The sequence below is a fragment of the Arthrobacter koreensis genome, assembly GCF_009193255.1.
Classification (GTDB): Bacteria; Actinomycetota; Actinomycetes; order Actinomycetales; family Micrococcaceae; genus Arthrobacter_B; species Arthrobacter_B koreensis.
In genome coordinates, this window is record NZ_WACG01000001.1 from 245,432 (window position 1) to 258,463 (window position 13,032).

The window sequence follows — 13,032 nt, forward strand, 5'->3', positions numbered from 1 at the left end:
GCGCGGCGGCGCCGTAAGGGACGTGCTAGATGAGTTTCTGGGAAGCGAGGTAGTCCACCAGCTTGACGCCGGCGTTCCCGTCGTCGGTGATGATGGTGCCGGCACCGCGTGCGGGCCGCGGCGCGGAAGCCGCAACCGACGTCCAGGAGCCTTCCTTGCCCACCTGCGCCGGATCGATGCCTACGTCCTGGAGCGAGAGCACGGTAACCGGCTTCTTCTTGGCGGCCATGATGCCGCGGAAGTTCGGATAGCGCGGTTCGTTCGCCTGGTCGGTGACCGAGACGACTGCCGGCAGCGGTGCCTCGATGATCTCGGAATAGGAATCGCCGTCGCGCCGGGCACGCAGGACTGGACCGCCTTCACCGGCCACGGTCTGGAGCTCGGACGCAAAGGTCACCTGGGCGTACCCGAGGCGTTCGGCTAGCTGCGCGGGAACCAGCGAGGTTTCACCGTCGGTGGAGGCCATGCCGGTGATAACCAGGTCAACCGGGCCCTGGGTTGCTTCCAGGTGCCGGACGGCGGCAGCCAGCGCCAGCGAGGTGGCTGCGGCATCGGAGCCCTCCAGCGCGTCGTCGGACAGGTGCACGCCCTTGTAGGCACCAATCTGCAGCGACTTCTTCACGGCGTTTACTGCCGCCGATGGGCCCATGGTAAGGGCGGTGACTGTGTTCCCGCCCTTATCTCCGCCGCGTTCCTCTGCCAGCTGGAGAGCGGCTTCGAGCGCGTACTCGTCAAGCTCGGAGAGAATGCTCTCGGAACGGTCAAGGGTGTGGTCCGGTCCGTCGAGACGGCGGTCAAACTGGGTGTCCGGGACGTGCTTCACCAAAACAACAATGTTCAGCGGCCTGTTGGCTGACTCCTGCATTCCGGCCTTTCCTGTAGGAAGATTGCGCCGGTGTGCGTTCCGGCATCCCCCGCTTCTCGGCGGCGACAGCTTAAAGCTAATCACACGCGGCCCCCGGCCTCGAATGTTCCTCCCGAATTGCTGCCGGGAGCACCTTCCCTGAGGTCATGCCCGCCGAAAGGCTCCGCCCCGCCTGCCGGACGGCAGGCGGGGCGGAGCAGTGCGGGAGCCGGTGTTCGGTTACTGGTCTGCTGAGTTCCCGAGGGTTACGTCGGTGCTCTGGCTCTTCCCATCCCGTACGTAGTCGATCGTGACCTTGGAACCGGCCGCCTGCATGCGGATGGCCGCGGTGAGCGACTGCGCGTCAGTGATCGGAATTCCATCCACCGAGGTGACGACGTCGCCCTTCTGCAGCCCTGCGCGCGCGGCCGGCGTGCCGCTGGCCGGGTTGTCCGCGACCTGCGCGCCAATCGTGAAGGAGGACGAGCCTTCGGTCGCCGGAGTCACCGACACTCCGAGGAATCCGTGCGTGGCGGACCCGTTGGAAATAATCTCGTCCGCCACGCGCTGGGCGTAGCTGGCGGGAACGGCGAATCCGACGCCGATGCTTCCGCTGTCCTCTCCGCTGGACGTGGACGATGCCGAAGCGATCGCCACATTCACGCCGATGACCTCGCCGTCCGTGTTGACCAGCGCACCGCCGGAGTTTCCGTGGTTGATCGCTGCGTCCGTCTGGATCACGTTGAGGTAGATGGAGTTCGACGCCGAGCTCTGGTTCTGGGATGAACCGTCCGGCGGGGCGAAACGGAACCCAAACCCGTCATCCTCCGGAGCCGAGTCGGAATTGGATTCAGGTGCTGCCGAGGACTGCACGCTGATGGTGCGGTTCAGGGTTGACACAATGCCGTCCGTGACGGTTCCGGCCAGGCCAAGCGGGGCGCCGATGGCAAGCACGGAGTCGCCCACGTTCAGGTTGTCCGAGTCGCCGAGGGTCGCCGGAGTGAGATTGTTCGAATCCACCTTGATCACGGCCAGGTCCGAAAGCGGGTCGGTTCCGACCACGGTGGCCGAGAGAACCCTGCCGTCCTCTGTCTGGACCTCGATGCTGGGGTCCGCCACCGTACCGCCAAGGGTAACCACGTGGGTGTTGGTCAGGATGTGCCCCTGGTCGTCCAGGATGATGCCGGAGCCGCTGCCGGAGGAACCCGATCCCGTGACTTCGATCGTCACCACGCTGGGCGAGGCCTTGACCGCGGCAGCGGTAATCGCATTGACGTTGTCCTTGTCATTGACCACCACGGTGTTGGACTGGCCGGTCGTCCCGGCCGTCGGCGAACCGTCATCGAGGATGGCGTCAGCCGCGACTGCTACGCCTCCGCCGAGGAGCCCGGCAATGAGCATGGCGGTGACGATCGTGCCGGTTCCGTACCGGCGGCGACCCCCGGACGAAGGCTGCTGTGGTCCCGGGCTGCCGTAGTGCCCGCCGTAGCCGCCGCCATAGCCGCCGCCGGACGGTCCGGTGTTCCCGGGCTGGTAGGAAGCCGGCGGGGTCTGCGGAGCGGGACCGGCAGAGCTGTTGTAGCCGGACGTGTTGAAAGCACCGGAAGAGGCCTGTTCCCGGGCCTCAGGCTCCGGCCGCTGGCCCTGCTGCGCCGGCCAGGGACCGCCGGCTCCAGACGCGGGATGCGCGCCACCGGCTTCCGGCACGGGGTTCGCGTCCCCCGCCGGGAGCCGTGTGGTGTCCGCTGCGGTGCGGGGCGGGTTCTCCCCCTCCGAAGCTGATGACGTCGGCGGGACCGGCGGGCGGGGAGGCAACGGCCGCTGCGGGTCTTCAGTGCCCCCGAGGTGCTCACTCATATGGGCCGTCCTTTCGAAAATTCGGTGTACCCACAAGTATCGACCTATCCACTATCGCAGGGGAGTCTGTGTCCCAGGCACGAGCTTTCTGAATGTCTGCTGGGAATTTCCCGAATGGCACGGCGTTCCGGACCTCCCCCGCTCCAGCCTCCGTCTGCCCTAGTCAACAGCGTTAGCCAGAGGAAACGTCCAGACTGATGGGATACGGTTTCGTTGTGGACTGGCAGTGCGGGCACCCATAGAATCAGAGCCATATCCGCCCGGCAGCCAGGAAACCGTACCCAAGTGCAGCGCACGGACAGACTAAGGATTCATTTATGCGGTTGAGGACGAAACGGCTCGCAGCCGTGCTGGCTCTGAGCGCCCTGGCGGTGTTCGCGCCGTCGGCGGCCCATGCCGATCCTCCGGTCACCATTCCGCCGGGCCAGTACCTGGTGGACGCCAACGGCTCCCTGGGCAGCGGCACAGCGGAAGTGCAGCAGGCCATCAGCGATGTGCAGCAGAGTACCGGCTACACGCTTTACGTGGTGTTCGTTGACAGCTTCACGGATCCAAGCGATCCCACCGCATGGGCGCAGGATGTTGTTACGTCGAAGGGCATGGGCTCGCGTGAAGCCCTCCTGAGCATCGCCACCGAGGAACGCAAGATCGAGGTGGCCACCGGGGACCAGTCCGTCCTGAATGAACAGCGCCGCAACGCCATGATCGACGCCGCGACGGAACCGCTGCTTGGCAACCAGAACATTACGTCCGAGGACTGGACTGCCGCAGCCGTCAACGCCGCCAAGTCGCTGGAGGACATAGCCGGCGGCGGAAGCGGCGAAGTCTCCACCGGCGGCAGCAGCAGCCTGGTGCCGGCTTTCGTCGTCGCAGCGGTCGTGCTTGTTGGCGCCTTCGCAGTCTTCTTCCTGGTCCGCAGCCGCTCCGGCAAACGCCGCGCAGTAGCCAGCCGGGAAGAGACCGCGCCAAAGGATCCGCTGGATGCCATGAGCGTGGCAGACCTGCGCAAGCGGGCCGGGAGCCTGCTCATCGCTGCAGACGACGCGATCAAGTCCAGCGAGCAGGAGCTTGCCTTCGCCGCTGCTCAGTACGGGGACGACGCCGTCTCCACCTTCACCGACGACCTCGCTGTGGCGCGCGCCCACATGGGCGAGTCCTTCAAGATGCAGCAGCAGCTTGACGACGAAATCCCGGACACCGAGGAGCAGCAGCGCACCTGGCTCAAGGACATCATCCGGCGGTGCGAGGCAGTCAACGACTCCCTGCAGGCACATAAGGAAGACTTCGACGCGCTCCGGGAACTTGAACGCAATGCGCCCGCTGCGCTGGCAACCGCGCGCGAATCCGCGCAGGCGGCAGCAGCCCGGCTGGACTCCGCCCGTGCGGCCCTCGACGGACTCGAAACCCGCTACAGCGACGCCGCACTCGTCAAGGTTCGGGACAACATCGACCAGGCCCGGGAGCGGCTGGCCTTCGTCGAGAACGCAGCGGACACCGCGCAGGAGAAAATCCAGTCCGGGGACACCTCCGCCGCAGTCCTCGCCGTCCGGGCAGCGGAGGAGAGCGTGCACCAGGCCAACGTCCTGCTGGACGCCATTGACCGTACCGGCAGCGGACTGGACTCGGCTGCGGCCGAACTGGACCGCGCCGTCGCCGATGCCCGCCAGGATCTGGCCCAGGCCCGTGCGTTCTCGCAGGGCGGCGCCCAGCCGGCCCTCGCCGGCCCGATAGCCGGAGTGGAGCAGGCACTGGATGCGGTGGCCGCCGCACGCGGCGGCAAGTACGACCCGGTGGACCTGCTGGGACGGCTTGAAGCCGCCAACGCACAGCTGGATGCGTCCCTGGAGGGCCTGCGGGACCGTCAGGAACAGGAACGCCGTGCACGCGATGCGCTCCAGCACACCATCATGTCCGCCCAGGCGCAGATCGCAGGAACCTCGGACTACATCCGTGCCCGGCGTGGAGGCGTGGGCAGCGAGGCCCGCACCCGGCTCGCAGAAGCCGAGCGGAACCTCCAGCAGGCCATCGCACTGCAGTCGTCAGACCCGGTCAGCGCCCTCGCCTATGCCCAGCAGGCCAATGCCCTTGCAGCACAGGCGTCCCAGATGGCCCAGCAGGACGTGGACGGCTTCGGCGGCATGGGTGGCTGGGGCGGCGGCGGTGGCATGTACGGCGGCCGGGGCGGCGGAAGCGGACTCGGCGGCGCCATACTCGGCGGCATCCTCATCGACTCCATCCTGCGGGGCGGCTCCGGCGGCGGCGGTGGCTGGGGCGGCGGAGGGTTCGGCGGCTTTGGCGGAGGCGGAGGCTTCGGCGGAGGAGGCGGCGGGTTCGGCTCCTCGGGAGGAAACTTCTAGCCCGGCGGAAACTCCCGCGGCGGGTTTTCGCCGGACACGGATTTTGACAGGCTGGCAACAGCACAACCACGCACTACGTGAACGAATGCGAAAGGCAGACAGATGGTAAAGCAGTCCATATTCGGGCGGATCGCCCAGCTGGCCAAGGCCAACATCAACGCGCTTCTGGACCAGGCGGAAGACCCCCAGAAGATGCTTGACCAGATGGTCCGCGACTACAGCAACAACATCGCCGAGGCCGAAAGCGCCGTCGCCCAGACCATCGGCAACCTGCGGATGCTTCAGGACGACTACAACGAGGACCTGGAGAATGCCCGCAGCTGGGGCAATAAGGCCCTTGCAGCCTCACGCAAGGCAGACGAATTCCGGGCCAGCGGCAACACTACCGACGCGGAGAAGTTCGACAACCTGGCCAAGGTTGCCATTCAGCGCCAGATGGCATCCGAGAACGAGGCACGCGGAGCCGAGCCGACCATCGCTTCCCAGGAAGAGATCGTTGAGCGGCTCAAGACCGGCCTGAACCAGATGAAGGACAAGCTCCAGCAGCTGCAGTCCAAGCGGAACGAGCTCATCGCCCGTTCACGCAACGCCGCCGCGCAGAACCAGATGCACGACGCAATCAAGAGCATCGATGTCATGGATCCCACCTCGGAGGTCGGCCGCTTCGAGGAGAAAATCCGCCGCGAAGAAGCCCGCGTCCGGGGCGCCAACGAACTGGCCGCGTCCAGTTTGGATGCCCAGTTCGAGTCCCTTGAGGACCTCGGTGAGCAGACCGAGGTGGAGGCCCGCCTCGCCGCACTGAAGGCGTCTGCCGCCAACCAGTCGGCTATCGAGCAGAACTAGCCCTACCCAGCCTTTCGGCCGCAGGCCGGTGTCCCGCGCGGGACACCGGCCTGCGGCATTTCCGGTGGTCCTCCCCCCGCAGAGGGAAGGACCTGCAGCTGCCCGGATGCGTCGGCATAGGTCCCGTGAGCCGCGCGAAAAGGGCAGACCCCGCAGGCAGCGGCGAAAACCCTCCTGCCCTGCCCCGGCCCCTGCCTGGACACAAGGAAAGACCCCCGTCCGGAAACCGAACGGGGGTCTTTCACGTGGTTGCGGGGGCAAGATTTGAACTTGCGACCTCTGGGTTATGAGCCCAGCGAGCTACCGAACTGCTCCACCCCGCGGCGCGGTATCTACTTTACCGGCCGCGGGGAGGAGCCGCAACTCACGGGACTACTCTCCGGAGTTTTCCTCTCCGGAGTCGGCACCCGAATCGGCAGAGCCGTCAGCGGCACCGGCCGCGGCGCCGGCCATCTTGTCCTGCGCGGAGATGGCCCGCTGGATCGCCGCGTTCAGCTTGTCCTGTGCCGCGCCGTAGGCTGCGAAGTCGCCGTTGGCGAGTGCTTCCTGGCCCTCCTGGATCGCTGCGCCGGCGTCGGACAGTGCAGTCTCCAGATCGGCCTGGGCGGTGGTCTCCGACGGCGCCGGGGTGGTTCCGTCGTCAGGGGTGTTCCCGACGTTTTCCTGGTCACCGGTGACGGCTCCGGAGTCGCCGCCAAAGACCTGGTCAAGTGCTTCGTCCAGGGTCGGGGCGAAGCCAACCTTCTCGCCGAAGTTCACCAGCACGCGCTGGAGGGTCGGGTAGGAGGAGGCACCGGAGGACTGGACGTAGACGGGCTGCACGTAGAGCATGCCGCCGCCCACAGGCAGGCTGAGCAGGTTGCCGTTGATGACTTCGGAAGCACCCTGGCGGAGCAGGTTCAACGCGTTTGAGACCGTCGGATCCGAGTTGAAACGGTTCTGGGCCTGGCCGGGGCCGGGCACCGCCGTGTCAGTCGGCAGTTCGAGCAGCCGCAGAGTTCCGTAGGACTCGGCCTTCTGGCCGTCGGTACCGGTTCCGGCGTCTGCGTCGGCTGCGAGGAAGCCGTACAGCACGTTGCGGGCTTCGCCGTTCTGGCTTACGAACGGGATAAACGGAGTCGTCAGCGAGAACGCGGGACTGTCCTGCCCCGGCATCTGCAGAGAGAGGTAGTACGGCGGCTGCTTGACGTCGGAGTTTGTCCGGGTCGGGTCGGACGGAACGGACCACGCGTCGTCGTTCTTGTAGAAGGACTCTGCATCGGTGACGTGGTAGCGGCCCATCAGCTCACGCTGGACCTTGAACTGGTCCTCCGGGTAGCGGACGTGCGCCATCAGGTCCGCAGACATATCGCTGTACGGCTTGAGCGTGGACGGGAAAACGTCCTGCCAGGCCTTCAGCAGCGGGTCCTCCTCATCCCAGGCGTACAGGGTGACCGAGCCGTCGTAGGCGTCGACGGTCGCCTTCACGGCGTTGCGGATGTAGTTCACCCGGTCTGCCGGCAGGGCAGCCGACGCGCCGCCGGTCAGGGAATCGGTGGTTGCCGAAGCAAGCTCCTGCTGGGTGGAGTACGGGAAGTAACGGCTGGTGGTGTAGCCGTCCACGATCCACTTCACGCGGCCGTCGACGACGGCCGGGTAGGCGTTGCCGTCAACGGTCAGGTAAGGAGCTACCTTCTCGACGCGTTCGCGGGGATCACGGTCGTACAGGATCTGTGATTCTTCGTTGACGAAGTCCGAGAGCAGCAGTTCCGTGGACTGGAACTTGATCGCGTAGACAAGCTGGTTGAAGAGGTTGCCAACGCTCGGTCCGCCCTCGCCGGAGAAGGTGGTCTGGGTGTCGTCCTCAGCGTTGCCGGTCTGCGGGCGGTCGATTTCAACCGGCGCAGTGCCTTCGGGAGCGCCGACCACGGAGTAGTCCGGGGAGGACTCGCCGAAGTAGACACGCGGCTCGTAGTCCCCGAGCACACCCGTGGAGGGGATCCCGGATTCCATGAAGCTGGGCTTGCCGTCAGCCTGCACCGTCGATCCTCGGGCGGCGACCACGCCGTAACCGTGGGTGTACAGGATGTGCTCGTTCACCCAGCCGTCGGGAACGCCGTTGATGTTCAGTTCGCGAACCGCGATGACGGTGTCCTGAACGTCGCCCTCTACGTCGTAGCGGTCAACGTTCAGGGTTTCCGGGAACTGGTAGTACTGGCGGAACTGCTGGAGCTGGCCGAACGCGTCGGAGACGACGTTCGGGTCCAGCAGGCGGATGTTCGCCGTGGTTCCGGCGTCGGCTGCCAGGGCGCCCGCGTTGGCGTCGACAGTCGCGTCGTAGTCGATCACCTCGGTGTCGGCCAGCCCGTAGGCTTCGCGGGTCAGGTCGATGTTGCGCTGGATGTACTCGCGCTCAAGGGTCTGTTCCGAGGGAACAACCTGGTAGCGCTGGACGATCCAGGGGTACACGCCGCCGGCAACAATCGCGGTGATGACCAGCATGGCCGTGCCGATGATGGGCAGGCGCCAGCGGCCGATGATCGCGGAGAGGATGAACAGCACCGCCACGATCACCGAGGCGACGGCGAGGATCGCCTTCGTCGGGATGACGGCGTTGACGTCCGTGTACAGCGCGCCGGTCCAGGAGCCGGAGGTGCTCAGGAGGGTGTTGTAGCGGTCAAGCCAGAAGTTCACGGCCTGCAGCAGCAGGAAGGAAGCGGCAATCACGGCAATGTGGATACGTGCCGGGCGGCTGACGAAGACGCCCTTCTCCTCCAGGCGAATACCGCCGTAGAGGTAGTGGGTGAGCAGTCCGGCGATGCCGCTGATCACGACGACTGAAATCAGGAAGCCGACGATGAAACCAATGAACGGCAGCGTGTTCAGGTAGAAGCTGAAGTCCATGTTGAACTCGGGGTCGGTCTGCCCGAAGTCCTTGCGGTTGAAGAACAGCAGCGCCTGCTCCCACATGGCCATGGCGGCCGTGCCGGCGAATCCGCCCACCACTACCGGAATACCGATCATCAGGAGCTTGCGGACGGGCTCAAGCTGGGCCTGGTAGCGGTTCAGGTTGTCCTGCAGCGCGCTGTCCGGGGCGTAGATCGGCCGGGAGGAGTACGCGGCGCGGATGCTGAAGTAGACGCAGACGGACATGACCACGAAGGCCGCCGCAAAGAGGGCGATCCGGGTCAGGTTCTCCTTGACGAAGACTTCAAGGAAGCCGAGCTGGTTGTACCAGAGCACGTCGGCGTAGACCTGGGAGAAGTAGACAAACCCGATCACCAGTACGGCGACGACGATCAGGGTGGCAATCAGCGGGCTGCGCCGCCGACGGGTGGTGCTGGGGCTCGGTCGGGAAAATGGGCCATTAGGTCCGGAAGTCACAGTTACCTCATCGTTCGGTACGTCGGCTCACGGCACCTGCGACAGCTCGGCGAGTTACGGATCTGCTGCCTCGGTAGCAAAGCAACTAACGACCCCTGTGTCCGACGGCCTGCCCGTTTCTTGCCGTGGTTCCTTATTCTGCCCTGTTAATCCCGCGCACTGCCACTTATAAGGCACCGGCGAACGAACCTTATTAGGATCGTGATTCGATCCGGAGGCCCGGCAGCCGTCTGCCGGGGCTTCAGCCGGCGTCCGTGCAGCGTGCCAGGCCGTCCGCGCCGCGGCCCGAGGCAAGGGTCTCCACGGCGGTGAGGGCCTCGTCAAGAGTCTCCACGCTGACTACCTCCAGTCCTTCGGGTATGTTTCCGACGACGTCGTCGCAGTTGGCCTTTGGTGCGAGGAAGAATTCCGCGCCGGAGTCAGCCGCACCCACCATCTTCTGTTCGATGCCGCCGATCGGCCCCACCTGGCCGTCGGCGTCGATGGTTCCGGTGCCCGCAAAGCTGCGGCCCTGGGTCAGCTCCCCCGGGGTCAGCTTGTCGATGATTCCCAGGGCGAACATCATTCCCGCGGACGCGCCGCCAACGTTCTCCAGCGCAATGGCGACGTCGAACGGGAAGGTGTAGTCGATGCTCAGGTAGGCCCCCATCTGGTAGGTGCCGTTCTCCCCCAGCACCGGCGTCACCTCGACGGTCTGTTCAGTCCCGTCCCGGCGGATGGCGATCCGGGCGGGCGAGCCTTCCGTCCCGTTCAGGGATTCGCGCAGCGATTCGACACCGGTCACCTCGGTGCCGTCCACCGACAGGAGGACGTCCCCGGTTTCAAGGACCCCCTCGGCGGGTGCGTCTTCCATGATGCCGGCGACTGAAAGTTCCTCGGTGAAGGGAATGTCCAGCTGGTCCAGGGCAGCCGCGACGGCTGACTCCTGGGAGGACGTCATGGCTGCGGCGTTGCCTTCCTGGATCTCCCCGCGGGTAGTTCCGTGCGGATAAACGAAGTCCACCGGCAGTACGGCATCCTCGGGATTGAGCCAGGACGCAACTACCTCGCCCATGTTCACGGCACCGTTGGGGCCGCCGGACACAAACACGGTGGTCAGCGCCAGCTCCCCGGCAGTGGGATAGGTCTGCTCGCCGTCGATGGTGATGAGCGGGCTGTCACCGATTTCCCCGATGGTGTTGAAAGTGGGGCCGGGCGATTCCAGGACGAAGGGTGCTGGAATGACCAGCCCGGCAGCGCCCAGGACCAGGGAGGTTCCACCGGCCACCAGCAGTGCCCGCCGGCGCGGCGACCGCCGTGACGGCCGCGCGGCTGCAGCCGGGATGCCGTTTCCGGCGCCTTCCGTCTCGTTACCAGCGGAGGATTCATCGTTCGGGGAACGCAATCGGCTGTCCTTTCCTGCGGCGCCTGGCCGGTACCCGGCCGGGCGCCGGGATGGGGAAGATGATCAACGCCGTGGAACGCCCGGTTTTCCCGGCCCTGCACGATGTCTTGGGCCATTCTCCCACGTGCTCCTTTGCCAACAGCGAACGGATCCGGTGAATGCGGGACAGTGCCCTGTTCGGCCCGGTAACGTGGGAATCCACGCAGCCGGTGACCCACTGGCTGCCATTGCACTAGAACTTCCACAGGACCGGTGGTACCCATGAGCTCAAATCCCTCTGACCACGGGGACACTCCCCAGGATCCGCTGTCCGAGATGCTCGCCCGCCTCTTTGGCGGCGGACAGGCCGGCGGCATTGATCCCCAGGAGCTGGCCAAGGCCGCCGGACTCCCCTCGGACCCCAACGCCATGGCCATGATCTTCCAGCAGGTCCAGGCGATGTTCAGTGCCCCGTCCGAAGGGCCGGTCAACTGGCAGCTGGCGAAGGACAACGCCCGGCGGGTCGCGGCAGCCGGCGGGGACCCCTCCGTGACGCCGGGACAGGCAAAAGAGGTGGATGAAGCACTCCACGTTGCGCAGATGTGGCTCGATCCGGTGACCGACTTCCCCTCAACCACCAGCCTTGGCAGGGCATGGTCCCGCGCTGAGTGGGTGGAGGCCACCATGGATTCATGGCGCCGTCTGACCGAGCCCGTGGCCGTGAGCATCTCCCAGGCCCTGTCCAACGCCATCACCACCCAGATGCCCGAGGAGATGAAGTCCATGATGGGCGGCGCTTCCTCCATGCTGGCAAACATGGGCGGGGCAATGTTCGGCATCCAGCTGGGACAGGCCGTGGGCGCACTGTCCCGGGAAGTGCTCAGCTCCACTGACATTGGCCTCCCCCTCGCCGAGGGCACCATGGCACTCCTGCCCGCCAACGTCACCGCGTTCGGCGAGGGCCTGGATGTCCCCGACGCCGAGGTGCGCCTCTACCTGGCAGTCCGCGAAGCAGCCCATGCCCGGCTGTTCGCCCATGCACCCTGGCTGGCCCCGCATCTGTTCGGCATCATCGAGAGCTACGCACGCGGCATCCACATCGACATGTCCAAGATCGAAGACGTGGCCCGGGACATCGATCCGGCCAATCCGGAATCGATCCAGGAAGCACTGGCCGGCGGAGTCTTCCAGCCCGAGCGCACCCCGGCCCAGGCCGCGGCACTCGAACGGCTCGAAACCGCCCTGGCACTGGTTGAGGGCTGGGTGGATGAGGTCACCGCTGCGGCAACCTCGAACCTTCCCTCCGCGGAAGCCCTGCGGGAAATGATCCGCCGCCGCCGCGCCAGCGGCGGCCCGGCCGAGCACACGTTCGCGTCACTGGTAGGCCTCGAGCTGCGACCGCGCAGGCTGCGCGATGCATCCGCACTCTGGGCGCTCCTGCGCGAAGAGCGCGGCATCGACGGACGTGACGCAATCTGGCAGCACCCGGACCTCATGCCCACCTCCGAGGACCTGGACGATCCGGCCGGTTTCGGTAAGCGCCGGGAACTGCTCGATGCGTCGGATTCCGACGTCGACGCCGCCCTGCGCCGCCTGCTTGAGGGCGGATTCAACGAACCCCCGGCAGACGAAGCCGCCGACGGCAGCAGTTCTGCTGACGCTTCCGGGGACGCAACGGAGCCCGGAGAAGATCCCGGCGAAGATGAGCCGGGCAGCGACGGCGGCGGGAAAGCCGGGCCGGCTGCCTAGCCCTCGGCCATGTCCCCCTTGAGCCCCCGGGCACTGGCATAGGCCGCGCCTGACAGGTAGGCCTTCGCTGTCTCCGTGTGGGGGTAGGACTCAAGCAGGCGCCAGAACCTTGGGCCGTGCGACGGCTCAAGCAGGTGTGCCAGCTCGTGCAGCAGCACGTAGTCCACTACCCAGCCGGGCATGCCTATCAGCTTGTCCGAAAGCCTGATCGTTCCCCGCGCAGGCGTCGCCGAGCCCCAGCGTGAGTTCTGGTTGGCCACCCAGCGCACGGAGACGGGCCGCGCGGCGCCGTTGAGGTACCGCCGGGACAGCTCTGCCGCGCGTTCTTCCAGCCCTGAGCCGCCTGCCGCGGGATCGGCCGCCGGAGCCGCCGCCGTCCGGGTCTCCAGTTTGTCCACCATGCGCTGCACCCACTCCGCCTCCTGCTTCTTGGTGAAGTGTGCGGGGATTGAAACGACGGCGACGCCGTCACGGAACACGGCATTCACCGTCCGCTTCCGGCGTGCCGAACGCCGGACTTCGATGGGCAGTCCGGCCCGTGTGGTGGCGGGAACAGATGGAGAAGGCATGTCTCCACAGTATTCTCCGCCGCCGACCCTTCGGAAACCTGTGGAAAACTCCCTCGCTCCGATCGCGTCCGTGCTTACATGGTGCTC

At 66.3% G+C, this 13,032-nt stretch carries 8 protein-coding genes and 1 tRNA gene; 3 read left to right on the top strand and 6 right to left on the bottom strand.

What is annotated here, in order from left to right; all coding sequences use genetic code 11:
* Positions 1 to 25: 25 nt before the first annotated feature.
* A complete protein-coding gene (locus GD628_RS01095) occupies positions 26 to 865 on the bottom strand; it encodes an electron transfer flavoprotein subunit beta/FixA family protein (protein WP_176697549.1) in 840 nt (279 codons plus the stop codon).
* A 219-nt stretch (positions 866 to 1,084) separates the two neighbouring features.
* The gene (locus tag GD628_RS01100; protein WP_091603124.1) at positions 1,085 to 2,701 is read right to left on the bottom strand and encodes a S1C family serine protease; all 1,617 of its coding nucleotides are present in this window, start codon (positions 2,699 to 2,701) and stop codon (positions 1,085 to 1,087) included.
* A 317-nt stretch (positions 2,702 to 3,018) separates the two neighbouring features.
* Between GD628_RS01100 and GD628_RS01105 the strand changes: the two genes are divergently transcribed.
* Positions 3,019 to 5,058 carry a TPM domain-containing protein gene (locus GD628_RS01105; protein ID WP_152273587.1) on the top strand — a complete coding sequence of 680 codons (2,040 nt, stop codon included), beginning with the start codon at positions 3,019 to 3,021 and terminating at the stop codon, positions 5,056 to 5,058.
* 102 nt (positions 5,059 to 5,160) lie between these two features.
* Positions 5,161 to 5,901: a PspA/IM30 family protein gene (locus GD628_RS01110; RefSeq protein ID WP_091603118.1), complete on the top strand. Its 741-nt coding sequence runs from the start codon at positions 5,161 to 5,163 to the stop codon at positions 5,899 to 5,901.
* Between the two features lie 246 nt (positions 5,902 to 6,147).
* On the opposite strand, the gene GD628_RS01115 is transcribed toward GD628_RS01110, so the two are convergent.
* The 3 genes from GD628_RS01115 to GD628_RS01125 all read right to left on the bottom strand — a co-directional run bounded on the left by GD628_RS01115 (position 6,148) and on the right by GD628_RS01125 (position 10,648).
* Positions 6,148 to 6,224, bottom strand: a tRNA-Met gene (locus GD628_RS01115).
* A 49-nt stretch (positions 6,225 to 6,273) separates the two neighbouring features.
* Positions 6,274 to 9,264: a UPF0182 family membrane protein gene (locus tag GD628_RS01120; RefSeq protein WP_420837562.1), complete on the bottom strand. Its 2,991-nt coding sequence runs from the start codon at positions 9,262 to 9,264 to the stop codon at positions 6,274 to 6,276.
* A 241-nt stretch (positions 9,265 to 9,505) separates the two neighbouring features.
* On the bottom strand, positions 9,506 to 10,648 hold the full coding sequence (locus GD628_RS01125; protein WP_226802291.1) for a YlbL family protein: 1,143 nt from the start codon (positions 10,646 to 10,648) through the stop codon (positions 9,506 to 9,508).
* 261 nt (positions 10,649 to 10,909) lie between these two features.
* Between GD628_RS01125 and GD628_RS01130 the strand changes: the two genes are divergently transcribed.
* A complete protein-coding gene (locus GD628_RS01130) occupies positions 10,910 to 12,376 on the top strand; it encodes a zinc-dependent metalloprotease (protein ID WP_152273588.1) in 1,467 nt (488 codons plus the stop codon).
* Here the strand turns inward: GD628_RS01130 and GD628_RS01135 are convergent.
* Positions 12,373 to 12,945: a M48 metallopeptidase family protein gene (locus GD628_RS01135; protein ID WP_091603778.1), complete on the bottom strand. Its 573-nt coding sequence runs from the start codon at positions 12,943 to 12,945 to the stop codon at positions 12,373 to 12,375. The two genes, GD628_RS01130 and GD628_RS01135, sit on opposite strands and share 4 nt — an antisense overlap.
* Positions 12,946 to 13,032: the final 87 nt, after the last annotated feature.